The organism is Burkholderia sp. GW821-FHT14F03 (assembly GCF_058803765.1).
On record NZ_JBXAPG010000020.1, the window covers coordinates 96,385 to 119,845 of the forward strand.

The window sequence follows — 23,461 nt, forward strand, 5'->3', positions numbered from 1 at the left end:
ATTGTAGGCGGGCGGCCGCTGCGATGGGGCGACGAATGCCGTGGCGCGCGGCCGGGCATCCGGGTTTTCACGGCCTGACGATCGGCGTATTTTTTGCGATAAAGCTGCCCGCGGAACAGCCGGCCGGGCCGGCGGCAACACGAACGAGAGGAACACACATCATGCGGAGCCTGCCATCGTTGATCGCGCTGCGATTTTTCGAGGAGACCGCGCGTCACCTGAGCTTCAACCGCGCGGCTGTTTCGCTGTGCGTGACGCAGGGCGCGGTGAGCCGGCAGATACGGCTGCTCGAGGAAGCGCTCGGCGCGCGCCTGTTCGAGCGCGATCACAAGGGCGTGCGCCTGACCGACGCGGGCCAGCGCCTGCTGCCGTTCGTCGGACAGGCGTTCGATACGCTCGAACGCGGGCTCGGCGAGTTCGCCTCGGCGCGGCCGGGCGCGAAGCGACGCCTGACGGTGTCGCTGCCGCCGACGTTCGCGACGCAGTGGTTTTCGCCGCGGCTCGGCGCGCTCGCGGAGGCGCTGCCCGACGTCGAGCTGTCGATCCGCACCGAGCCGGCCGACGATTGCCATTGCCACATCCGCTTCGGGCGCGCGGCGCGGCCCGGGATGCAATCGGAGTTGCTGATGATGGAGCGCCATGCGCTCGTCGGCGCGGCGCGCTATCGCGGCGACGCGCTCGACACGCTGCTTGGCCGCCTGCCGCTGCTGCACGTGCTGCACGAGGGCAAGCGCCTGACGCTGTGGGCCGACTGGTGCGAGCAGGCGGGCGTGCCGGTGGCGCGGATCGGCGACGGCATCGAATGCTCGACGCTCGAACAGGCGATCCGCGCGGCGCGCAAGGGCGCGGGGCTCGCGGTGGTCGACCTGAACATGATCGAGGAGGAGATCGGCGAAGGCAGCCTCGTGCGGCTGTCGCCGGTGCAGCCGATCGGGCCGTTCGGCTACTGGCTCGATGTCGAGCCGGAGAGCGTCGCGGCCGAGCCTGTGATCGCGTTCGCCGCATGGTTGCGGGAGCAGGCGGCGAGGCGGGGGTAGGGGCGGGATCGCGGGGCGGTGGCGATCACGCCGACGATGATCGTCGATCGTCGCCGGCGGCGATCCGCCAATATGTCAGAGTGTGTCAGCCAGTGCGGAGTAGAGGTCGGGATCCAGGCCGAAATGCATGAACGTTTCCCGGCCCCCGACGGCTCTGGCCTCGGCTTCCGAGATGATGGGCAGCATGCACTTCGACGGATCGATGGGGCCCACGTCGAAGACGGTTCTTGGCAGCGGGCGCGCCGGTTCGCGGGTCGGCCGTGCGACGGGCTCGACGACGGACGTACGCGCGAGGCTGCGACGGAGTTCATTCGCGAGAATTTCCTCGAGGAGCCGCCTCACTTCCGAACGCCAGGCGAGACGATTTCTTGTCATCATGCGACTGCGCGCCGCCGATGGCCGCGCGATCCGGAATCCGGTGATCGGGCTGTGCTTTTCTGTCATCCGTAGATCCCCTTCTCGATCAGGTAGTCCGGCAGCGTCAACACGGATGCGCCGTGCGGCGCAACGTCGAATGTCACCCATCGATGCGATCCGGCGATTCGCCAGAAGTCTCGTCCGAACCGGGTCGCATAGAGCATGCGCAGGGATCGAAGCGACCCATCGGCCAAACCGACCGGGTATCCCTGGAAATACTGGAACAGGGCGGCTTCGTCGGTATGCGCGTCGGGAATGGGGGCATCGAAGCCGAACCTCGGCCATGTGTAGTATCCATGGAGCCGAGGGCCATCGGGTTCCGGTGGTGATTTGCGGCCACCCATCGCCAAAGCGCTGATGCGGGCGATGCCCAACGTATCACACGCTCGAACGATTCGCCAGAGCATTGCTGCGCCGAGGCCGGCGACCGCGCTGTCGGCCAGATCGATTGCACGGAGTTCGAGCACACGCGTGTCAGCGGTTTGGAATACCGATACCCGGTTTTCCGATCGGATCAACGTCGGGTGGGTGACGGCGAATGTCAATTTTCCCGTGCTGTCCAGATAGGCCTGAACATCCGACCCGGCAGGCGCACCGCATAACGAGACGAGCAGCGCGTCGGAAACGTGGCAACCGACGCCAAGCAGTGCGGGGATGTCCAGATCGTTTCGTTCGATCGCCAGTCGATCATCGAAAAACGTCGCCTCGTAAGGTAGCGTGTGACTGAGGTCGACATGGCGGATGGGCATGGCTGCTGACGGGAGGCGGAAAACCTCAGCATATCGCCGCGAATCCGGCGCGCCGAGTCCGCCGAACGGCCAGTTCAAATGCGCGGAGACCGCCCGTCCGGCCCGAGCTACGCTCAGTCGAATGTCGGCAGTGAAGCGCGGCTGAACCAGGTGCCAAGCAAGATGAGCCAGTCGACTCTCATCGCGCGTCATCCCGGTTTGCCCGGGATGGATAACGCTTCAGACCGAGTTGCGGCGTGACGATGTCTTCGATCATGATCGGCGTTCGTACGGAGAGGGTCCGGCAACGCGACCTGAAAGCAGGCCGGCGCCGGAGGCTCCCGGGGCGCGGCGGGCGCGCCCGGCACGCGTCCCGTTCGGCTTGTCCATCCTGTGGGGCGTCGGCGATCCGCCGACGCGGATCGACATCCTCCACGGCGCGCGGGACTGCGCGTCGATTCCGTTCTGAGAGATTTCGCGAATCGCATCCCGGCCAACCACATCGCGCAGCGCAGCGGCGCGTAAGCCGTGTGTCGACGCGAAAAAACCGGGCGCGGCGACGCGGGCGCGCACGAGCCTCGCCCCGCCCTCAATGCCCCGACGCCTCTTCCAGCGTCAGATGCTTCGTCTCCGGCGCCCACGCGATCGACACGATCATCCCGGCCAGCAGCACGCCCGCCAGCGCGAACATCGTCGCGTGAAAACCGAGCGTCGCGATGCCGACCGGCAGCAGGAACGTGCCGATCGCCGAACCGAGCCGGCTGCAAGCGATCGCGAGACCGACGCCGCACGCGCGCACCTCGGTCGGGAAGCATTCGGGCGGGAACACGCCGACGAGGTTGCTGAACGCCGACATCGTCAGCGTGAAGATCGCGAACGCGACGATCATCGCGAGCGCCGCCGACGACGGCAGCACCGCCAGCGCGACGAGCGACGCGCACGTCACCGCGAACGAGCCGATCAGGAAGCCGCGCCGCGACAGCCGGATCGTCAGCCAGATGCCGATCAGCGCACCCAGCACGAGGAACGCGTTCAGCAGCAGGTCCGCGCCGAAGCCTTCGGCGAGGCCGATCGTCTTCAGGATCGTCGGCAGGAACGTGTAGATCGCGAAATACGGAATCACGAGGCACACGAAGAATGCGCAGTTGAAGAGCGTCCGGCGCACCAGGTCGGGCCGGAACAGCCGGCCGAAGCCCGCGCTCGCATGCGGAGCGGCGGAGCCGTCGAGCACCACGTGCGGCCCGAAATGCTTCGCGACGATCGCGCGCGCTTCCCGCACGCGGCCCTTGCCGAGCAGCCAGCGCGGCGATTCGGGCGTGCCGATTCGCAGCACCAGCACGATCAGCGCGGGCAAGGCGGCCGACGCGAGCAGCCAGCGCCACGCATCGGGCGCGGCGTCGCTGTACGCGAGGCCGAGCACGTTCGCGGCGACATAGCCGATCGTCCAGATCACGCTGAACGAACCGAGCAGCGCGCCGCGATGCCTGCGCGGCGAGAATTCGGCGAGGATCGCATGGCCGACCGTGAAGTCGCCGCCCATCCCGAAGCCGATCAGCACGCGCAGCAAGCACAGTTCGAGCGGTGAGCTGACGAAGAACTGCGCGAACGCGGCGGCCGTGATGATCACGAAGCTCGTCAGGAAGATCTTCTGCCGGCCCATCCGGTCGGACAGCCAGCCGAACACGAGGCTGCCGAAGAAGATGCCGATCAGCGCCGAGCTGCCGATCATCCCCATCCAGAATGCGTCGATCGGCATTTGCTTGCCGAGCGCGGCCAGCGCGTAGCCGATCGTGCCGAGCGTGTAGCCCTCGGTGAAATGCGCGCCGAAGGTCAGGCCGGCGATTTTCACGTGGAAGCGGTTGAGCGGCACGTCGTCGAGGGCGACGGGGCGGTGCGGCGCATCGGCGCCGCGCGGCAGCGCGCGGGCGCTGCCGGATTGAACGTTGGCTTGGATCAAGCTGTCTCCGGATTCGTCATGCCTGCGGCGCGCGGGCGTCGAACGACGCCGCGCGGCCGTGCAAGAGGCCGCGCGGCCGGGCGGCGCGCGGCGCGGATCGACCACGGGGCGCGGTCAGCGGCCGAGGCCGGCCATCAGCGTGTACTTGAGTTCCACGTATTCGTCGAGGCCGTACTTCGAGCCTTCGCGGCCAAGCCCCGATTGCTTGACGCCGCCGAACGGCGCGACTTCGGTCGAGATGATCCCGTCGTTGACGCCGACCATCCCGCTTTCCAGCGCGCCCGACACGCGCCACGCGCGGCCGAGATCGCGCGTGTAGAAGTACGCGGACAGCCCGAACGGCGTGTCGTTGGCCGCGGCGACGGCTTCGTCCTCGGTCGCGAAGCGGAAGCAGCCCGCGACGGGGCCGAAGGTTTCCTCTTCGGCGATCAGCATGTCGGGCGTCATGCCGGTCAGCACGGTCGGCTCGTAGAAGGTGCCGCCGAGTGCGTGCCGCTTGCCGCCGGTGAGCACGGTCGCACCCTTCGCGGCGGCGTCGGCGACGTGCCGCTCGACCTTGCCGAGCGCCGCTTCGTTGATCAGCGGCCCCTGGTCGACGTCGCCCGCGAGCGCGTTGCCGACGCGCAGCTTGCGCACGGCGTCCGCGAGCTTGCGCGTGAAGGCGTCGTACACGCCGTCCTGCACCAGGAAGCGGTTCACGCACACGCAGGTCTGGCCCGTGTTGCGGAACTTCGACGCGATCGCGCCTTCGACCGCCGCGTCGAGATCGGCATCGTCGAACACGATGAACGGCGCGTTGCCGCCGAGTTCGAGCGACAGCTTCTTCAGCGTGTCGGCCGACTGCTTCGCGAGCAGCTTGCCGACCCGCGTCGACCCCGTGAACGACAGCTTGCGCACGGCGGACGAACTCGTCAGCGTCTCGCCGATCGCGACCGCGTCGCCCGACACGACGTTGAACACACCCGCCGGCACACCCGCCCGTTCGGCGAGCACCGCGAGCGCGAACGCCGACAGCGGCGTTTCTTCCGACGGTTTCAGCACCATCGTGCAGCCGGCCGCGAGCGCGGGGCCGGCCTTGCGCGTGATCATCGCGAGCGGGAAATTCCACGGCGTGATCGCCGCGACGACGCCGACCGGCTCGCGCGTGACGACGATCTGCGCGTTCGGCTTCGGGCTCGGAATCACGTCGCCGTACATGCGCTTCGCTTCTTCCGCGAACCATTCGAGAAAACTCGCCGCGTAGGCCACTTCGCCGCGCGCTTCCGCCAGCGGCTTGCCCTGTTCACGCGTCAGCAGCTCGGCAAGCGTGTCGCGGTGTTCGAGCATCAGCTCGCCCCAGCGCTTCACGCGCGCGCCGCGCTCCTTCGCGGTCAGCGCGCGCCATGCGGGAAACGCGCGGGCGGCCGCGTCGATCGCGCGCTGCGTGTCGTCGGCGCCGCCTTTGGCGACCTTCGCGATCGTTTCGCCGGTCGCCGGGTTCAGCACCGGATAGGTTGCGTCGCTCGCGCCATGCGATTCGTGCCATTCACCGCCGATGTAATGGCCGGTCCTCAGAAATTCGTTCATTGGATTGGGTTCCTTCAGTGCTTCAGTCTGCGGCGAAGACGCCTTGCGCCGGACGCGACGCGCGCGCGATGCGCTTGCCGGCCGTGTAGTCGTTGATCAGGTCGCACGGCGTGTAGTTGCGCTCCAGTTCATGTAGTTCGTCTTCGGTGAGCTGCGTTTCAAGCGCGCCGAGCGCGCTGTCGAACTGCGCGACGGAATCGGCGCCCACCAGCATGCTCGCGATGCCGGGCCGGCTCAGCACCCACGCCTGCGCGATCTGCGCGGGCGGCACGCCGCGCCGCTTCGCGACCTTCGCGACCGATTCCGCGATCGCGAGCGACGACGCGTCGCCGTACATCTGCGCGGTGAAGAAATCGGTCTGGTTGCGCGTCGATTGCGGTTCGCAGGTCAGGAGGCCGCGCGCGAGCGGGCTGAACACCGATACGCCGACGCCCTGGTCGATGCAGTACGGCACCATCTCGCGTTCTTCCTCGCGATACGCGAGGTTGAGCTGCAACTGCATGTTGATCGGCTTGTCCCAGCCGTTGCGTTCGCAGGCCTGCATGATTTTCGCGAACTGCCACGTGTACATCGTCGACACGCCGATGTAGCGCGCCTTGCCCGCGCGCACGATGTCGTGCAGCGCGCTCATCGTTTCCTCGACGGGCGTGTTCACGTCGAAGAAATGCAGCATGAAGATGTCGACGTAATCCATCCCGAGCCGCTTCAGCGATCCGTCGATGCCGTCGAGCACGTGCTTGCGCGAATGGCCGCCCGCGTTCGGATAACTGCCCATGTCGTAGCCGACCTTGGTCGTCACGACAAGCTCCTCGCGGCGCGCGTTGCGCTTGAGGATGCGGCCGACCACTTCCTCGCCGACGCCCGTCGAATAGAAATCCGCGAGATCGATGAAGTTCACGCCGGCGTCGAGCGCGCGGCGCACGATCGGTTCGCTCTGCGCTTCGTCGAAGATCCACGGCTTCCATTCGGGCGTGCCCATGTTCATCGTGCCGAGACACAGGCGGGACACCTTCAGGCCGGACTGGCCGAGGCGGACGTATTCCATGCTTCCTCCTGATACGGCCGTGCCGGCCGTTCGTTGTCCGTCAGTTCTTTTTCGGCGTGTAGAACGGATTCGACACGTCGCGCGCGGCGGCGAACACGGCGTCGCGATGCGGCAGCCCTTCCATCGCGGCGACGATCGCGTTGCGGCACGCGCGGTAGTTATTCTCGAACACGGCGTCGAGGTCGTCGGTCTGCGGGTTCACCCAGTTCGCCGATACGACGACCCAGTCGTTCTCCGCTTCCGGCGGCAGCGTGCCGTTCTCGAGCGCTTCGGCCACGGCCTTTGCGATGCCGGCCTGCGATGCGCCCCAGGTGGCGTTGCCGTGGAAGTCGCCGGCGATCTGCGCCTTGTTCACGTACAGCGTGAGCGGCTTGGTCGGCACGCCCGGCTGCGCGATCACGACGAACGGCGCATGGCCGGCCGACGGCGTCGCGAGCGCGGTCGCGAAGGCCTGCCCGGCCGGGCCGTCGCGCGGGCCGACCAGCACGTTGATGTGCGCGAGGTTGACGCCGGGGCCTTCGAAGCCTTCGCCGATGTAGAGCTGCCTGGGTTGGGATGCGGTCATTGCGGTGTCTCGTCGATAAGGTTGGATGTGAGGCGATTGGATTGTGGTGGGCCGCGGCGCGGCCGGTGAATCGATGTTTTCTGATCGAGGTATGAGTTTTCGTCGTCTCCGGGAAAGCCCTCGGTCTGGTGCGCAAACGCCCGCCGGGCGGGCCGCGGCCGCCGTCGCGACGGCAAGCGCGACAGGATCGGCGGGTGCGCGTTCGCGCGCCGGCTTCGGGTTTGTCATACCCGGGCAGGGGTTGGAGGGCCGAGCGCATCCGGACAACAATCGGCGTACTCCGAACCCTATCTTTCGTCTTCCCATTACTTTTCGAAAGCGAGTAATTCCGATGGCTGCCATTGAGAAACCTGTCGATTCGCGCCAGCCCCCCCGAGAGGGGCACGCCTCCGAGGGAACGTCCTGCGGAACGGAAAACCTGGGGCGGCCCGGCGGTTTCTCGCGGCCCGATTGGTCGAAGCTGAGTTCGCTCGATCCGGAACTGATCCGGGCATTCGTCGCCGTCGTCGAAAGCGGCGGCTTCACCGCGGCGGCCCGGCAACTGCATCGCACGCAGTCGACCATCAGCCTGCGCATCCGCACGCTCGAGGAGCGGCTCGAAACGCACTTGTTCATGCGCAACAGCCGGCGGCTCGAATTGTCGCGCGACGGCGAGAATTTCCTGATCCACGCGCGGCGGATCATCCAGGTGCACAACGAGGCGATCATCGCGTTGAAGCAGACGAGCAGCGACCGCGGCGTCGTGCGCTTCGGGCTGCCCGAGGACTACGCGGAGCTGTGGCTGCCGGACCTGTTGAAGTCGTTTTATGCGCTGCGGCCGGGCGCGCGCCTGCACATGCATTGCCGGACCTCGCTCGAATTGCTCGACCGGCTGCAGGCCGGCGAGCTGGACGTCGCGCTCATCGTGCGGCACGGGCCGAACGCGGGCGGGCGGCTGCTCGGCCGCCACGAGGTCGTGTGGGCCGCGCACCGCGATTTCACGCTCGGCGCGCATGCGTCGGTGCCGCTCGCGCTGTTTCCCGAAACCTGCTGCTACCGGCAGCGTGGGCTGCAGGCGCTCGCGACGGCCGAGCGGCCGTATCACGTCGTCTATACGAGCCAGAGCCCGACCGGCATCAAGATCGCGGTGAACCACGGCGCGGCCGTGACGATGATCGATCGCTGCACGCTGCCCGAGAACTGGCGCGTGCTCGACGAAACGGACGGGCTGCCGCCGCTGCCGGCGGCCGATCTCGAACTGCACCGCTCGCCCGGCATCTGCGACCCGCTCACCGACGATCTGGTGTCGCTGATCGAATCGATGGTCGACGAACGGCGGCTCGCGTCGCTCGAAGCGTTCGCGTAGCGGGGCGAACGGGGCCGGCGCGAGGCGGCGCGAAGGGTGCGGGCCTGGCGCGAGTCCGCCTGCCGCTTTTCCCGCGACGTCTGCACGGTCTTTTCCTGGAAGCCGTCGCGGCCTCGATCGGACGCTGGCTTGCGTTTGTTCCGGCAAACCCGCGGCGGCCGTCGACGCCTCCCTTGCCGATGCGCGGCGGCCGCGCCTTCGCATGGCGCGCGCCGCGTCCTGTCCCGCCCGGCGGCGCGGGGCGCCTTCGAGGCGACCGCGAGCACTTCATGATCCCGACGTGACGTTCAGGGGCGAACGGCGCCGCCCGCCTGCTTCGAGCGGGCTTGCGCGTCGTCCGGCACGAGAGCGTCGTCAGCGCATCCTTCGCCGTCCGTCGGCGCGCGTCCGCATGCGTCGCGGATGACCCGTCGCAGCCACTGGTGCGCGGGGTCGTTCTGGAAGCGCGGATGCCAGGCCTGCACGATCACGATCTCGTCGAGTGTCAGCGGCAGGTCGAAGGCGCGCACCCGCAGGCCCATGTCGCTCACGCTGCGCGCCACGTGCGCGGGCAGCGGCAGCACCAGCCCGGAGTTGCCGAGCGCGAACACGGCCGAGTAGAAGGTCGGCGCCACGAGCGCGACCGTGCGCTGCAGCCCCAGCTCGCCGAGCGCGCGATCGATCGGCCCCGACACGCGCCCGCGTCGCGACACGCTGATCTGGTCGAACGACGCGAAGCGCGCGGGCGTGATCGGATCGTCGAAGATCGGATGGTCGTCGCGCGCGAGCCCGACGAAACGCGTGCTGAACAGCGGCTGCACATGGAAATCCCCGCCCAGCGGCCGCATCGCGCTGATGTAGAGATCGGTGTCGCCGTCGCGCAGCACGTCGTCCTCGGTCGCGCTTTCGGGCAGCATGCGCAGCACCGCGCGCGGCGCGTCGCGTCGCACGCGATCGAGCAGCGCGCCGCCGAACGAACTGGTGAAGGTGTCGTTCGCGTGCAGGTTGAAGCGCCGGTCGAGCGTCGCCAGATCCAGCTCGCGCTCGGGCCGCAGCACACGGCGCGCGGCGTCCAGCGCGCCGCGCACCTCGTCGCGCAGCGCGAGCGCGCGCGGCGTCGGCACCATGCGCCGCCCGGCCTTCACGAGGATCGGGTCGCCCGTCGCCGCGCGGATCCGCGCGAGCGCGCGGCTCATCGCGGGGCCGCTCAGGCCCATCCGCTGAGCGGCGCCCACGACCGAGCCCTCCTGCAGCAGCGCATCGAGGGCGACGAGAAGGTTGAGATCCGGTATCTGCATGCGTCATGATCCCGCCCAGCGCGGGTTGAGTTGGCGTGAGGGAAGATTGTAGGGCGTCCCTTGCGCGTCATGCTAAGGTCTAACGCCGCGCGCCGTCGCGCGTACCTTCACCCATCCGATCCGTATGTCCGACGCGAAGCTTCACGAACTGAACACCAGCAAGCGCCGCGCGCTCGCGCTGCTCTTCGCGGCGGCGGCCGTGTTCGTCACGATGCTGTGCCTGCCGCCCGGCTTGTGGGTCGACGGCGCGAAGGCGGTGGCCGAGGCGGCGATGGTCGGCGCGCTCGCCGACTGGTTCGCGGTGGTCGCGCTGTTCCGCCGCGTGCCGATTCCGTTCGTGTCGCGCCATACCGCGATCATTCCGAACAACAAGGAGAAGATCGCGGATAACCTCGCCGCGTTCGTGCGCGACAAGTTCCTCGATTCCGCCTCGCTGATTGCGCTGCTCAAGCGTCACGATCCGGCCGCGCGTTTCGCGCAATGGTTGGGCGCGCCCGAACATACGACGCTGCTCGGCGCGTATGCGACGAAACTGTTCGAGTTCGCGCTCGACATGACCGACGACGCGCGGATCCAGTCCTTCGTCAAGGATGCCTTCCGCGCGGCGCTCGACAAGGTCGACCTGTCGCAGTCGATGGGCGCGATCCTCGGGACGCTGACCCGCGACGGCCGCCACCAGGCGCTGCTCGACGATGCGATCGCCCAGCTGGTCCGGTTGCTGCGCGATCCGGACAACCGCACCGCGATCGCCGGCTACATCGTCGACTGGCTCAAGGGCGAATATCCGAAGGCGGAGCGCCTGCTGCCGACCAACTGGCTCGGCGAGCATGGCGCGGAGCTGGTCGCGAACGCGGTGAGCCGCGTGCTCACGCAGGTCGCCGACGATCCCGGCCACGCGCTGCGCGGCCATTTCGACGCGGCCGCCGCGCGGCTCGTCGAGAAGCTGCGGCACGACCCGGCCTTCATCGACAAGGGCGAGGAGATCAAGCGCTACCTGCGCGACGGCGAAGCTTTCAATTCGTATGCAAAGGCGTTGTGGACGCAACTGCGCGCGTGGCTGAAGGCCGATCTCGCGCGCGAGGATTCGACGCTGCGCGGTCGGACGGCCGCGCTCGGTGCGTGGCTGGGCGAGCGGCTCGCGGCGAGCCCGTCGCTGCGCGCCTCGACCAACGAGCACATCGAACGCGCGGCGGGGGAGATGGCGCCCGAGTTCGCCGCGTTCCTGACGCGCCACATCAGCGACACGGTCAGGCATTGGGACGATCGCGAGATGTCGCGGCAGATCGAGCTGAACATCGGCAAGGACCTGCAATACATCCGCATCAACGGCACGCTGGTGGGCGGGCTGGTCGGGCTCGGGCTGTACGTGGTGTCGTGCCTCGCGCGCTGGGCCGGCGCGCTGCCGCCGCCGCACTAGCGCGGCGGCGGCGCGTGCATTTTTTCCACTCACGAACGGGCCAGGACGATTCGAACGCTGCCGGGCGACGCGGTATGGATGTCGGTCGAATCGGTTCCGCCGTGCCAGGCGGGCGGTCCGGGTTTCCGCCGAAACACCCGCGTGCATGTGTGCCGAGGAGGTTCGCGGCAGGGCATCGCCGACGTGCCGCCTGCTGGCCCGCGGGCGCGACGAATCGTCTGATGATCGGGAGATCTCGCGGGATCGCCGTGGGCGTGGTCGCGCATTGCTCGCGTTCAGGTCGGAGGAATGGGCTGCTGCACGGATGGCCCGCGCGCCCCCGGACCGGCGCGCCGACTTCCGCCAAACGCGCCGGCGCGGAGCGGGCGGGTTCGCCTGCGCATCCGTTCCCGAGCGGTCATCGATGGTCACGCTGGCTTTTCGGATGACTGATTGATCGGCTTCGGAAGCCGATCATGTCGACGAGCGGCTGCCCTGTCGCGCGTCCACGGCTATTTCGGTTGAACCGATGGCGCTTCATCGCTCGGGCGTAGCCGCCGCGAAAGAGTGTGCGTGTCGCCGACGCGCAGGTCGGCGTTCGACCAGGCCGCTCGGAATCACATTTCTGCAAGCTTCGAGTGCGAATCCTGAAAGCATCGCGGCGATCTATACCCGCTTGTCCGCTAGTTCCAACACGGAGCCGTCGCGCTTCAGCGTCGCCAGGACAATGCTGGAATTGATCAACATGACGCCCGTCGCACGATGCAGGCGGTTCATGACGAAATCGGAGAAGTGCTCGAGACTGCGGGTGCGCACCGTCAGCACATAGTTCGACGCACCGGTGACGACCTGCGCGGAGACCACTTCCGGCCACTCCTGAAGCGCCTGCACGAACTTGTCGTGCCAGTCGTCGGCATCGGGGCGCATCGACACATGCACCAGCGCTTCAAACTCGACACCGATGCTTTTCGGCGAGATCACGCACCGGTAGCCGTCGATGATGCCTTGCTCTTCCAGCAGCTTGACGCGCCGCAGGCACGCCGATGGCGACAGTGCGACGGCGTTCGCCAGATCCTGATTGCTGATGCGTCCGTCGTTCTCCAGCTGGCTGAGTATGCGCAGATCGGTGCGGTCGAGGCTCATGTCGCAGAATCTTCCGAAATCCGGTTTTTGATTCGCACACCCTATCATAGGTTGGCCTTATCTATCGCAGAGTCTGAAGCACATTTCATTTCTTCATCGATAACATGTCGTCGAACACGTAGTCATGAGAGGCGGCGTGCCGTACTTGCCCGCCCCTGTGCAATTTTTTTCTACCGGCACCCATCGTTGATCATGTTCGAACATATTCCTGCCTATCCGGGCGACCCGATCCTGTCGCTCTTCCAGACGTTTCAAAGCGATCCCGAGCCTCGCAAGGTCAACCTGAGCATTGGGCTGTACTACGACGAAACGGGCATGTTGCCCATCCTGGACAGCGTTCGCGCTGCTGCGGCCCGCGTGAACGAGCAGGTCGCGGCGTATGGGTATCTGCCGATGGAAGGCATGGCGAGCTACCGGCAGGCGCTGCAAAGTCTGATCTTTGGCGCCGGCAGCGCCGCGCGGCGCGAAAACCGGATCGCGACGATCCAGACCGTCGGCGGGTCCGGTGCGATCCGTCTCGGTGCGGAACTGCTCAAGCGCTATTTCCCGGACAGCGCGATCTGGATCAGCGATCCGACGTGGGACAACCACCGTGTCCTGTTTGCGTCCGCCGGTCTCGAAGTCCACACCTACCCGTACTACGACGCGACGACCAATGGCATTCGCTTCGATGAAATGATGGCGACGTTCGCCTGCCTGCCGGCGCGCTCGATCGTCCTGCTGCAGCCGTGCTGCCACAACCCGACCGGTATCGATCTCTCGCGCGAGCAATGGAGCGAGATCGTCGAGATCTGCGGGAAGCGGGATTTGATTCCGTTTCTCGACATGGCTTATCAAGGCTTCGGCGACGGCCTCGCCGACGATGCGTGGCCGATCCGCGCCATGGCGGATGCCGCGCTTTCATTGCTGGTGAGCAATTCGTTCTCGAAGAATTTCTCGCTCTACGGAGAACGTTGCGGGGGGCTCTCCGTCGTGTGTCCGACCGACAAGCAGGCCGCCAACGTGCTCGGCCAGGCCCAGGCCGGCGTGCGCCGCATGTATTCGAGTCCGCCGGGCCACGGCGCCCGGTTGGTCTCGACGGTGCTGAGCGATCCCATGCTCCTTGCGCTGTGGAAGAGCGACGTGGCCGCCATGCGCGAGCGCATCAAGCGTATGCGGTTCGCGCTCAAGCAGCGGCTGGAGGCCCATCTGCCGCATATGTCGTTCGACCACATGGTCGCGCAGCGCGGCATGTTCAGCTATACGGGCCTCACGCCCGCCGAGGTCGACGTTCTGCGTGAGCGAAAGAGCGTCTATCTGCTGCGCTCCGGCCGCGCGTGCATGGCCGGCCTCAACGACGCCAATATCGATTGCGTGGCCAGTGCGATCGGCGAAGTGCTGAGGACGCGCAAGGTCTTGTGAGGCCGAATCTGTTTCGGATTGCGTATGAAATCATGCGAGGAATCGTGATGCCCCAGATTATCCCGGTCGAATTGCCCGAGCCCGATCAGCCCTTCTCGTGGGCGACCCGTGCCAACGGCATGATGTTTACGGCGCATGGCCCCGTCGATCGCAGCGGCGCGATCGCGGGCAGCGACATCGAGGAGCAGGCGCGGCTGACGTTCTCGAATCTCGCTTCCGCCGTCAAGGCGGCGGGGGCTCGGATGCGGGATGTCGTGCAGGTGCTGATCTACATGGCCGACGCACGGGATATGGCGGTCATCGACGCCGAATACCGCACCTTTTTCGAGGCTCCCTATCCGAACCGCGCCTGTGTGGCCGTGCAAGGCTTTGCACATCCCGGCATGCGCATCGAACTGGTTGCCTATGTTGCGCTCGGTTCGCCTTCATGACGCAGGGCCGGGCGTGAAGCCGGCTTGCCGGTCATGGCGATGGCGATGCCGGAGACGAGGTTCGTGGGGCAGGTTTGAACGCAGGAGACCACGGGACACTCGGACTGCCCCACCGAGGTTCCGCACCCCCTAGTCTGCATGCTTGATGGCAGGGCAGAGAAAGGTAAAACAGGAGAAGCACATGAAAAGGTTTGGAGTACTGATAACGGGAGCCGTGGCGTGCATGGCTGTATCGGATCATGCCTCGGCTCAAAGCTCGGTTACGCTGTATGGCATCGTCGATCAAAGCATCCGGTACGCGACGAATGCCGATGCGAACGACAACGCCAGCGTGCAGATGGCCAACGGCGCCATTACCAACAGCCGCTGGGGGCTGAAAGGCGCGGAAGACCTGGGCAACGGCCTGAAGGCGATCTTCCGTCTGGAGAGTGGTTTTGAACCCGAGACCGGCCAGTTGGACAGCAAGAACACGTTGTTCAACCGTTATGCCTATGTCGGGCTGCAGGGTAATTTCGGCACGGTCGAAATGGGCCGGCAAACCACGGAAGGCTTCAATCTCTTCGGGGATCTCGATCCGCTGACGGTCGGCAACTACACGGCGAACTACTGGCCATACTTCCTGACGCAAGGGTACGTGAGCAACACCGTCAGCTACAGCCAGACGATCGGCGGCCTGAACATCGGCGCGAGCTACGGGTTCGGCGGTCAGGTGGGCAGCCTCAGCGAAAACGCGTATTGGGGGGTGCGCGGCGAATATACGGCCGGCGCGCTGACCTTGGGCGGCGTCTACCAGCAAACCCGCGACATGCAAAGCCACGCCCAGCAGATGTGGGGCGCTGCCGGCCGCTATGTCGTCGGGCCCGCTTCGATCTTCCTTGGTTATGTCGGCGGCATGGACGCGACGGGCGAGATCGACCAGTACCTGAACGACCCGAGTCGCCAGGTGGGCTACGGGTCGTTCGTCGACCATCCCCGCAAGGATACGATCGGCTACGCCGGCTTCACGTATCAGGTCAATCCGGCGATTACGGTCACCGGCGCGTTCTACCGGGACACCATCAAGAACGTCAACGGTATCGGCGGCAATGGCGGCAAGCGCTATACGGGTGTGGTCGAGGCCGAATACGCGCTGTCCAAGGCAACCCAGGTGTACGGCACGGTCGACTACAACAAGGTATCCGGCGGCGCGGTCACCGAGTTGCCCGGCAGCAGCAATCAAACCGGCTTGGCCGTGGGCTTGCGTCACATGTTCTGATCGCCGCCGGGGTTCGATGCATGCCTGCCGTGCATCGGCGAAAACACAGGATGTATCGCAATCCATATCAAATGACGGAGGAGACATTCCATGAATTCGGAAGAAAGATTCGATCAGATTGCCGTACGGGAGGGCGGGCTCAAGCGCACGCTCAGCGCCCGCCAGATGTCGATGATTGCAATCGGTGGGGCGATCGGAACGGGCCTGTTTCTCGGCAGCGGTTTTGCGATCGGTTTTGCCGGCCCGAGTGTGTTGATCAGCTATGGGATCGGTGCGGTGATCTCGCTGCTGCTGATGGGCTGCCTTGCGGAAATGACCGTTGCCCATCCCACCCCGGGCTCGTTCGGCGCCTATGCCGAGCACTATCTGAGCCCATTGGCGGGTTTTCTCGTGCGCTATGCGTACTGGGCGTGCATCGTCCTTGCCGTCGGCACCGAGGTGACGGCCGTCGCGCTCTATATGAAGTACTGGTTTCCCGCCGTGCCGGGCTGGATGTGGATCGTCGGATTCTCCAGCGTACTCGTGCTGGTCAATGCATTGAGCGTCGATGTGTTCGGCTCGATCGAATACTGGTTTTCGGTGATCAAGATTACCGCGATCGTTGCTTTCATCGTGATCGCCGGCTATGTCGTCTTCGTGAACCCGTCGCTCGTCGCGTCTGCGGATGGCGGCGCCTCGGCGGCGGGCTTTCGCCATTACGTCGACGCAGGCGGATTTTTCCCTCATGGCGTATGGGGCATGTGGGTTGCCGTTATCGTCTCGATCTTCAGCTACCTGAGCATCGAGATGATCGCGGTGGCCGCGGGCGAGGCTCGGGATCCCGAGCGCGCCGTCACGCGCGCCTTTCGCTCGACGGCCGTTCGTCTGGTCCTGTTCTATCTGATCACGCTTGCCTTGATGATGGCGATCGTCCCCTGGACCGTCGCCGGCCGTGACGAAAGTCCGTTCGTCAAGGTGATGGCCGCGATTCACATGCCGGGCGCGGCGGGGGTGATCAACTTCGTCGTGCTGGTCGCGGCGCTGTCGGCGATGAACAGCCAGCTCTACATCACAACCCGAATGATGTTCAGTCTCGCGCGCGCCAACCATGCGCCCCGCGGCCTGGGTGAAGTCAACAGCCGGGGCGTGCCGCTCGGGGCGCTGCTGTTGTCGACGGCGGGCATCGCGGTGGCGACGATCGTGAGCGTCATCTACCCGAATGCGTCCTTTACCATCATGATGGCCATCTCGATGTTCGGTGCGATGTTTACGTGGATGATGATTTTCGTCACGCATTACTTTTTTCGCCGTGCCTGGGCGCGCAGCGGCCGCCCCGCGCCCGGTTTCAGGATGGCGGGATTTCCGCTGCTGACACTGCTCGGTGCGGGGTTGATGCTCGCCATCATGGGGACGACGTACTTCACGGCCGAGTTTCACCTGACGCTGATCTTCGGCGTGCCATTCCTGATCCTGCTAAGCGCGCTGTACTTCGCGCGGACGCGACGCCGGTCCGCGTTGTCGCAGGCGGAGCCCCCGCTTCCGCGACACTGATGAGGCCGTCGCGCGCGACCGGAGGCGCGCGCGATTCTCGTATCGCGGGTGCTGAACGACGGCTCATCATGCCAGCGCGCATTCCCGTTTCGGGAGATCGGCGCGCTCGGAGAGCGCAGGCCATCTGTCTTCGCGGGTGACGCGCGGCCGGGGGCCGTGAGTGCGGCGGCGCGACAGGCCCTTGCGCCGGCAGGCGCGCTTCTGGAACGTGAATTGTTGTCAGGCGCCCGGTTCGGCGTAGGCCGGGCTGATTGCCGCGCGTTAACTATCTTGCCGTCCATTCAATATTTCAAGGAACTACGATGAAAAAGGTCACTGTCCTGATCGTATCGATGCTGGTTGCGTCCGGCGCCTTTGCTGACGAACTTCATAATAAGGCGATGGCTGCGACGCATGATTTGCAGCAAGCCATTGGCGAGATGCACGTCATACAGCAGGAGCACGGCGGCGAGTTCGGCGGCCACATGGCCCGCGCGGAAAAGTTGGCGCAACAGGCTGAGCAGGAGCGCGGCGCTGCCTTGGAATACTACCGGGCGCACCACCCGGGCTGGCAGTAATCGAGGACGTTGGGCCGGCCGCCGCTTTCGGCCCAACCGATTCGCGACGAGGATCCCGGGCGCCCATGCGCGCCCGGGCCTCGGCGGCGATTTCCCGACGGGAACGGGCGGTTGACGATGAAGCCGGAGGCCATGCCCGTTCGCGTGGAATTGATTTGAATCGTTGACGAAAGCCAAACGTGAGCTTGACGCCCGGCGTCAGGCGAGTTCACCCGGCAAGGTCGCCGGCGAACAGGTGAACGGAGCCTAGCGGTGATGCCACCAGATCAGGCCGGCCGGGATCGCGGGCAGCAGGAAGATCAGCGCGAAAATCGGCAGCTCGTCATTAAACGTATAGCCCACGCGGTAAACGCCGATGAACATGTTCGCCGCCGAGATCAGGAACCAGACCGGCAGGAAAAACGAGGCGGCGGTGCCGAACGCCCGGCCGTCCTGATTGCCGAGCGAGCGCGACAGATAGAGGCTCGCCACCAGCAACACGAAGCCGGCTCCGATGATCAAGGCCGAACGCATGGCGGGCTTCTCCTGTCTGTGAATGAGCTGCAGTTATGGGCGCCATATAGCATGCCTTTTTTCCCCCCGGCGTTGCTAGTCCCGCCCGGCCTTTTTTGCAGGCGAATGACAAAAATCCACGAAACGCGACTGTTGTGCGCGCAATTCGCGCACAGCGATGCGCTGAGGATGACGAAATGCCCGCATTTCACGCGGCCATGAAGGAATTTGACAATCCGGCGCTCGACGTTCTGTAAGCCTCATGATGTAATCGCGCGATCGACGGCGCGGCGCCGTCATCCCCATTGATCGAAGGCGAATCCATGGCCCCCGTCGAGGCATTCAAGCTGGTCCTGCTGTCCTTCCTCGCGATCATCGCGCTCGAACTCGTCGCGAAGCGCCTGCGCCTGCCGCCCGCCGCGGCGCTGCTGGTCGGCGGCGCGGGCATCGCCTTCATCCCGGGCCTGCCGCCCATCAATCTCGATCCCGAGCTGGTGCTGATCGTGTTCCTGCCGCCGCTGCTGATGGACGGCGCGTACTTCTCGGTCTGGGAAGACTTCAAGCGCAACCTCGGCGGCATCATGCTGCTCGCGATCGGCGCGGTGGCGTTCACCACCTTCGTGGTCGGCGTCGCCGTGCACTGGGTCGCGCCGGGCCTGCCGTGGGCCGCGTGCTTCGCGCTCGGCGCGATCGTCTCGCCGCCCGACGCGGTCGCCGCGAAGGCGGTGCTCGAACGCGTCGCGCTGCCGCGCCGGCTGATGGTGCTGCTCGAAGGCGAGAGCCTGCTGAACGACGCGGCCGGGCTCGTGCTGTTCCGCTTCGCGGTCGCGGCCGCGCTCACGGGCGTGTTCAGCTTCGAGCACGCGCTGATCCGCTTCGCGGAACTCGGCGTCGGCGGTGTCGCGGTCGGCTTCATCGTCGGCTGGCTCGTCGTGCGTTTCCTGAAGCTGCTGCAAGACGACTACCTGGTGATCACCACCGCGGTGATCGCCGCGTGGATCAGCTATATCGCGGGCGAGATGTGCGAGGTGTCGGGCGTGATCGCGACGGTCACGACGGGGCTGATGCTCGGCTGGCACCAGCACGAGGTGTTCTCGGCCGCGGTGCGCATGCGCGGCACCGCGTTCTGGCAGGTCATCGTGTTCCTGCTCGAGGCGCTCGTGTTCGTGCTGATCGGCCTGTCGCTGCGCGGCGTGATCGTGCGGCTCGGCGGGCTCGGCGAGGTGTTCGCGACGATGACGCCCGCGCTGCTCGCGGTGCTGGCCGCCGTGATCGGGTCGCGCTTCGTCTGGATTTTCGCGGTCGAGGGCCTGAAGCTGCCTGCCCGGCTGTTCGGGCGCGGCAGCGCGCCCGCGAGCTGGAAGGCGGCCACCGTGATGAGCTGGGCCGGGATGCGCGGCGTGGTCACCCTCGCGATCGCGCTGTCGCTGCCCGAGGCGATGCCGGGGCGCGACCTGATCCTGGTCGCGTCGTTCGCCGTGATCCTCGTGACCGTGCTGCTGCAAGGCGTCACGATCGGCCCACTGATCCGCCTGCTGCGGCTCGACGACGCCGATGCGCATTCGCAGCGGCACCTGACCGAGCCGCGCACCTGGGCGCTCGTCGAGGCGGCGCAGCTGGCGGTGGTCGAGCCGCTGGTGCGCGACGCGGCCGGCAACCTGATCCACCCGCGCCTGCTCGAGCAGTACACCTATCGCGCGACCATCACCGCGCGTCACCAGGACGAAGCCGAGTTTCCGGCGGCCGATCGCCATGCGCACTTCGACGTGGTGCTGGCCGCGATCGCGGCCGGCCGCGCGGAGCTGCTGCGCCTGCATCGCAGCGGCCGGATCCACGACGAGATGCTGCACAACCTCGAACGCGATCTCGACCTGCAGGAAATCGCGGCGCAGCACGGGCGCGGCGCGGCGGGCTGAACGGGCGCGCTGCACCGTTCGCCGCGATCTTCTACAATCGGTTGCTCGGATCCGCCGGGCCCGCCCGGCGCTGCCGTCCGGCTCCGCGAGGCGGGGCCGCGCCGCGCGCGCAATGGCGCGGCCGTACCGCAAGGATTCATGTACGTGTGAGTGGTCGTGACGAATCGCGCGGGCCGTAGGCCGGCCCGCGCGTTGCCCACGCCGCCTCGCCCGTAGGCCGGGCGAGCGGCACCAACCGAGAGTCCCCATGAAAGCATCGGATCTGTTCGTGAAGGCGCTGGAAGCCGAAGGCGTCGAATATGTGTTCGGCATTCCCGGCGAGGAAAACCTCGATCTGCTCGAATCGCTGCGGCGTTCCGGCATCAAGCTCGTGCTGACCCGCCACGAGCAGGCGGCCGGCTTCATGGCGGCGACTTACGGACGCCTGACGGGCCGCACCGGCGTCTGCCTCGCCACGCTCGGGCCGGGCGCGACCAACTTCGTGACCGCTGCCGCGTATGCGCAGCTGGGCGGCATGCCGATGCTGATGATCACCGGCCAGAAGCCGATCAAGTCGAGCAAGCAGGGGCACTTCCAGATCGTCGACGTGGTCGGCATGATGCAGCCGCTCACCAAGCTCACGCGCCAGATCGTGTCGATCGGCAACATCCCGTCGGCCGTGCGCGAGGCGTTCCGCCGCGCGGAGGAGGAGCGGCCGGGCGCGACGCACCTGGAGCTGCCCGAGGACATCGCGCACGAGGAAGGCGACGGCAAGCCGATCCCGGCCAGCCACAGCCGCCGGCCGGTGGCCGAGGAGAAGGCCGTGGCGTACGCGGTCGACGCGATCCAGCGCGCGCGCCATCCGCTGCTGATGATCGGCGCGGGCGGCAACCGCAAGACCACCTGCAAGATGCTGGCCGAGTTCGTCGACCAGACGGGCATCCCGTTCTTCACGACCCAGATGGGCAAGGGCGTGATCGACGAGACCCATCCGCTGTGGCTCGGCAACGCGACGCTGTCGGACGGCGATTTCGTGCACCGCGCGATCGAGCATGCGGACTGCATCATCAACGTCGGCCACGACGTGATCGAGAAGCCGCCGTTCTTCATGCGCACCGACGACAAGACCGTGATCCACGTGAACTTCCTCGGCGCGCAGGTCGATCCCGTCTATTTCCCGCAGATCGAGGTGGTCGGCGACATCGCGAACGCGGTGTGGCAGATGAAGGAGGCGATCGCGCCGCGGCCGCACTGGGATTTCGAGCGCTTCCTGATGATCAAGGCGCATTTCGACGCGCATCTCGCCAAGGGCCAGCACGATCCGCGCTTCCCGATGTATCCGGTGCGGATCGTGCACGACCTGTACCGCTCGCTGCCCGTCGACGGCATCGTGTGCCTCGACAACGGCATGTACAAGATCTGGTTCGCGCGCTACTGGCGCGCGCACGAGCCGAACTCGCTGCTGCTCGACAACGCGCTCGCGTCGATGGGCGCGGGCCTGCCGTCGGCGATCGCGACCAGGATCGTGCATCCGCAGCGCAAGGTGATCGCGGTGTGTGGCGACGGCGGCTTCATGATGAATTCGCAGGAGCTGGAGACGGCGGTGCGCCTGAAGCTCGACCTCGTCGTGATGATCGTGCGCGACGATGCGTTCGGCATGATCCGCTGGAAGCAGGAGAACATGAATTTCCCCGACTACGCGATGACCTTGCAGAACCCCGACTTCGTCGCCTACGCGCAAAGCTACGGCGCGCACGGGCATCGCGTCGAGGCCGCCGAGCAGCTGGAGCCGCTGCTGCGCGACTGCTTCGCGACGCCGGGCGTACATCTGATCGACGTGCCGATCGATTACTCGGACAACGAACGCGTGCTGAACCGCGAGATCAAGCGGTTGTCGGCGGCGCTTTGAATCCACGGCTCACGGAAGGAGTGACGTCATGCTGAAGGAAGCCTATCCGTATTACCTCGCCAACGAAGCGGTGTACGCCAACACCGATCTCGAAGTCACCGACAAGTACGGCGGCCAGGTCGCCACGCGTGTCGCGCTGGCCGACGCGGCCGCGATCGACGCGGCGATCGCGGCCGCGGTGGCGGCGCAGAAGCCGCTGCGCGAGATGGCCGCGTACCAGCGGCAGGCCGTGCTCGATCACTGCGTCGCGCGGTTTCGCGAGCGTTTCGACGAGCTGGCCGAGGCGCTGTGCATCGAGGCGGGCAAGCCGATCAACGACGCCAAGGGGGAAGTCACGCGACTGATCGATACGTTCCGCGTCGCGGCGGAAGAGGCGGTGCGCCTCGACGGCGAGATCCTGAACCTGGAGATCTCGGCGCGCGCGCGCGGCTATACGGGCTACACGAAGCGCGTGCCGATCGGCCCGTGTTCGTTCATCTCGCCGTTCAACTTCCCGCTGAACCTCGCCGCGCACAAGGTCGCGCCGGCGCTCGCGGCGGGCTGCCCGTTCGTGCTCAAGCCCGCGAGCCGCACGCCGATCGGCGCGCTGATCATCGGCGAGGTGCTGGCCGAGACCGACCTGCCGAAGGGCGCGTTCTCGGTGCTGCCCGCGCATCGCGACGGCGCGGACCTGTTCACCACCGACGAGCGTTTCAAGCTGCTGTCGTTCACGGGGTCGCCCGCCGTCGGCTGGGATCTGAAGCGCAAGGCCGGCAAGAAGAAGGTGGTGCTGGAGCTGGGCGGCAACGCGGCCGCGATCGTCGACGCCGACCAGCGCGCGTCGCTCGACTACGTGGTCGAGCGGCTGGCGTTCGGCGCGTACTACCAGTCCGGTCAGAGCTGCATCGGCGTGCAGCGCATCCTCGTGCACGCCGATCTCTACGAGGCGCTGCGCGAGAAGCTGATCGCCAAGGTGCGTGCGCTGAAGATGGGCGACCCGAAGGATCCGGCGACCTTCGTCGGGCCGATGATCTCGGAATCGGAATCGCGCCGCCTGTCGGGCTGGATGGATGCGGCGGTCGCGGCGGGCGCGAAGATCGTCGCGGGCGGCAAGGTCGACGGCGCGATGTTCGAGGCGACGCTGCTCGAACAGGTCGGCCGCGAGCAGGATCTGTATCGCAAGGAAGCGTTCGGGCCGGTCGCGATCCTCGAACGCTTCAGCGATTTCGACGAGGCGCTCGCGCGCGTGAACGACAGCGACTTCGGGCTGCAGGCCGGCGTGTTCACCGATTCGCTCGCGCATGCCCAGCGCGCGTGGGACGAGCTGGAGGTCGGCGGCGTCGTGATCAACGACGTGCCGTCGTTCCGCGTCGACAACATGCCCTACGGCGGCGTGAAGGACTCGGGCCTCGGCCGCGAGGGCATCCGCTATGCGATCGAGGACATGACGGAACTGCGGCTCATGGTGGTGCGCAAGCGTTGAGCGGGGGCGGGGCGCGCCCGGTTTGCGATCGTGGGGGCGGGCAGGCCGCCGGC

At 66.7% G+C, this 23,461-nt stretch carries 20 protein-coding genes; 11 read left to right on the plus strand and 9 right to left on the minus strand.

The features are described 5' to 3' along the window. The first annotated feature begins 161 nt into the window (after nucleotides 1-161). Nucleotides 162-1,037, plus strand: a complete 876-nt coding sequence (locus AC1RQF_RS15780; RefSeq protein ID WP_492872437.1) for a LysR substrate-binding domain-containing protein — start codon at nucleotides 162-164, stop codon at nucleotides 1,035-1,037. A 75-nt stretch (nucleotides 1,038-1,112) separates the two neighbouring features. Here AC1RQF_RS15780 and AC1RQF_RS15785 read toward each other — a convergent pair whose 3' ends face one another. From AC1RQF_RS15785 to fae, 6 genes are all read right to left on the minus strand, one after another. Next, the gene (locus AC1RQF_RS15785) at nucleotides 1,113-1,481 is read right to left on the minus strand and encodes a hypothetical protein (protein WP_273996743.1); all 369 of its coding nucleotides are present in this window, start codon (nucleotides 1,479-1,481) and stop codon (nucleotides 1,113-1,115) included. After that, nucleotides 1,478-2,395 carry a hypothetical protein gene (locus AC1RQF_RS15790; protein WP_492872438.1) on the minus strand — a complete coding sequence of 306 codons (918 nt, stop codon included), beginning with the start codon at nucleotides 2,393-2,395 and terminating at the stop codon, nucleotides 1,478-1,480. The genes AC1RQF_RS15785 and AC1RQF_RS15790 overlap by 4 nt, the downstream gene beginning before the upstream one ends. Before the next feature lie 376 nt (nucleotides 2,396-2,771). After that, the gene (locus AC1RQF_RS15795; RefSeq protein ID WP_443111456.1) at nucleotides 2,772-4,139 is read right to left on the minus strand and encodes an MFS transporter; all 1,368 of its coding nucleotides are present in this window, start codon (nucleotides 4,137-4,139) and stop codon (nucleotides 2,772-2,774) included. Nucleotides 4,140-4,253: 114 nt separating this feature from the next. Next, nucleotides 4,254-5,705 carry an NAD-dependent succinate-semialdehyde dehydrogenase gene (locus tag AC1RQF_RS15800; protein WP_492872439.1) on the minus strand — a complete coding sequence of 484 codons (1,452 nt, stop codon included), beginning with the start codon at nucleotides 5,703-5,705 and terminating at the stop codon, nucleotides 4,254-4,256. Between the two features lie 22 nt (nucleotides 5,706-5,727). Continuing rightward, a complete protein-coding gene (locus tag AC1RQF_RS15805) occupies nucleotides 5,728-6,750 on the minus strand; it encodes an aldo/keto reductase (protein WP_273996740.1) in 1,023 nt (340 codons plus the stop codon). Between the two features lie 40 nt (nucleotides 6,751-6,790). After that, a complete protein-coding gene (gene fae, locus AC1RQF_RS15810; RefSeq protein ID WP_273996739.1) occupies nucleotides 6,791-7,315 on the minus strand; it encodes a formaldehyde-activating enzyme in 525 nt (174 codons plus the stop codon). Nucleotides 7,316-7,646: 331 nt separating this feature from the next. Here fae and AC1RQF_RS15815 point away from each other — a divergent pair, with 331 nt between their 5' ends. Continuing rightward, complete coding sequence (locus tag AC1RQF_RS15815) at nucleotides 7,647-8,660, plus strand: LysR family transcriptional regulator (RefSeq protein WP_273996738.1); 1,014 nt, start codon at nucleotides 7,647-7,649, stop codon at nucleotides 8,658-8,660. A 287-nt stretch (nucleotides 8,661-8,947) separates the two neighbouring features. On the opposite strand, the gene AC1RQF_RS15820 is transcribed toward AC1RQF_RS15815, so the two are convergent. Next, complete coding sequence (locus tag AC1RQF_RS15820) at nucleotides 8,948-9,937, minus strand: LysR family transcriptional regulator (protein ID WP_273996737.1); 990 nt, start codon at nucleotides 9,935-9,937, stop codon at nucleotides 8,948-8,950. Nucleotides 9,938-10,061: 124 nt separating this feature from the next. On the opposite strand from AC1RQF_RS15820, the gene AC1RQF_RS15825 reads away from it, so the two are divergent. After that, on the plus strand, nucleotides 10,062-11,354 hold the full coding sequence (locus tag AC1RQF_RS15825; protein ID WP_273996736.1) for a DUF445 domain-containing protein: 1,293 nt from the start codon (nucleotides 10,062-10,064) through the stop codon (nucleotides 11,352-11,354). A 645-nt stretch (nucleotides 11,355-11,999) separates the two neighbouring features. Here AC1RQF_RS15825 and AC1RQF_RS15830 read toward each other — a convergent pair. Beyond that, nucleotides 12,000-12,476, minus strand: coding sequence for an Lrp/AsnC family transcriptional regulator (locus AC1RQF_RS15830; RefSeq protein WP_273996735.1), 477 nt, complete (start codon nucleotides 12,474-12,476; stop codon nucleotides 12,000-12,002). A 192-nt stretch (nucleotides 12,477-12,668) separates the two neighbouring features. Here AC1RQF_RS15830 and AC1RQF_RS15835 point away from each other — a divergent pair, with 192 nt between their 5' ends. The 5 genes from AC1RQF_RS15835 (at nucleotide 12,669) to AC1RQF_RS15855 (ending at nucleotide 17,650) form a co-directional block, all read left to right on the plus strand. After that, complete coding sequence (locus AC1RQF_RS15835) at nucleotides 12,669-13,877, plus strand: amino acid aminotransferase (RefSeq protein ID WP_273996734.1); 1,209 nt, start codon at nucleotides 12,669-12,671, stop codon at nucleotides 13,875-13,877. Nucleotides 13,878-13,924: 47 nt separating this feature from the next. Continuing rightward, the gene (locus AC1RQF_RS15840; protein ID WP_492872440.1) at nucleotides 13,925-14,308 is read left to right on the plus strand and encodes a RidA family protein; all 384 of its coding nucleotides are present in this window, start codon (nucleotides 13,925-13,927) and stop codon (nucleotides 14,306-14,308) included. A 181-nt stretch (nucleotides 14,309-14,489) separates the two neighbouring features. Next, nucleotides 14,490-15,563, plus strand: a complete 1,074-nt coding sequence (locus AC1RQF_RS15845; RefSeq protein WP_492872441.1) for a porin — start codon at nucleotides 14,490-14,492, stop codon at nucleotides 15,561-15,563. Nucleotides 15,564-15,653: 90 nt separating this feature from the next. After that, nucleotides 15,654-17,093, plus strand: a complete 1,440-nt coding sequence (locus AC1RQF_RS15850; RefSeq protein ID WP_273996732.1) for an amino acid permease — start codon at nucleotides 15,654-15,656, stop codon at nucleotides 17,091-17,093. 302 nt (nucleotides 17,094-17,395) lie between these two features. Beyond that, nucleotides 17,396-17,650: a hypothetical protein gene (locus AC1RQF_RS15855; RefSeq protein ID WP_492872442.1), complete on the plus strand. Its 255-nt coding sequence runs from the start codon at nucleotides 17,396-17,398 to the stop codon at nucleotides 17,648-17,650. Nucleotides 17,651-17,896: 246 nt separating this feature from the next. On the opposite strand, the gene AC1RQF_RS15860 is transcribed toward AC1RQF_RS15855, so the two are convergent. After that, nucleotides 17,897-18,163 (minus strand): hypothetical protein, encoded by a 267-nt coding sequence (locus AC1RQF_RS15860; protein WP_273996730.1) that lies wholly within the window; start codon nucleotides 18,161-18,163, stop codon nucleotides 17,897-17,899. Between the two features lie 302 nt (nucleotides 18,164-18,465). Between AC1RQF_RS15860 and AC1RQF_RS15865 the strand changes: the two genes are divergently transcribed. From AC1RQF_RS15865 to AC1RQF_RS15875, 3 genes are all read left to right on the plus strand, one after another. Further along, a complete protein-coding gene (locus AC1RQF_RS15865; RefSeq protein ID WP_492872443.1) occupies nucleotides 18,466-20,058 on the plus strand; it encodes a Na+/H+ antiporter in 1,593 nt (530 codons plus the stop codon). A 247-nt stretch (nucleotides 20,059-20,305) separates the two neighbouring features. Next, nucleotides 20,306-21,946 carry an acetolactate synthase large subunit gene (locus AC1RQF_RS15870; RefSeq protein ID WP_273996728.1) on the plus strand — a complete coding sequence of 547 codons (1,641 nt, stop codon included), beginning with the start codon at nucleotides 20,306-20,308 and terminating at the stop codon, nucleotides 21,944-21,946. Nucleotides 21,947-21,974: 28 nt separating this feature from the next. Continuing rightward, the gene (locus tag AC1RQF_RS15875; protein WP_273996727.1) at nucleotides 21,975-23,408 is read left to right on the plus strand and encodes an aldehyde dehydrogenase family protein; all 1,434 of its coding nucleotides are present in this window, start codon (nucleotides 21,975-21,977) and stop codon (nucleotides 23,406-23,408) included. Nucleotides 23,409-23,461: the final 53 nt, after the last annotated feature.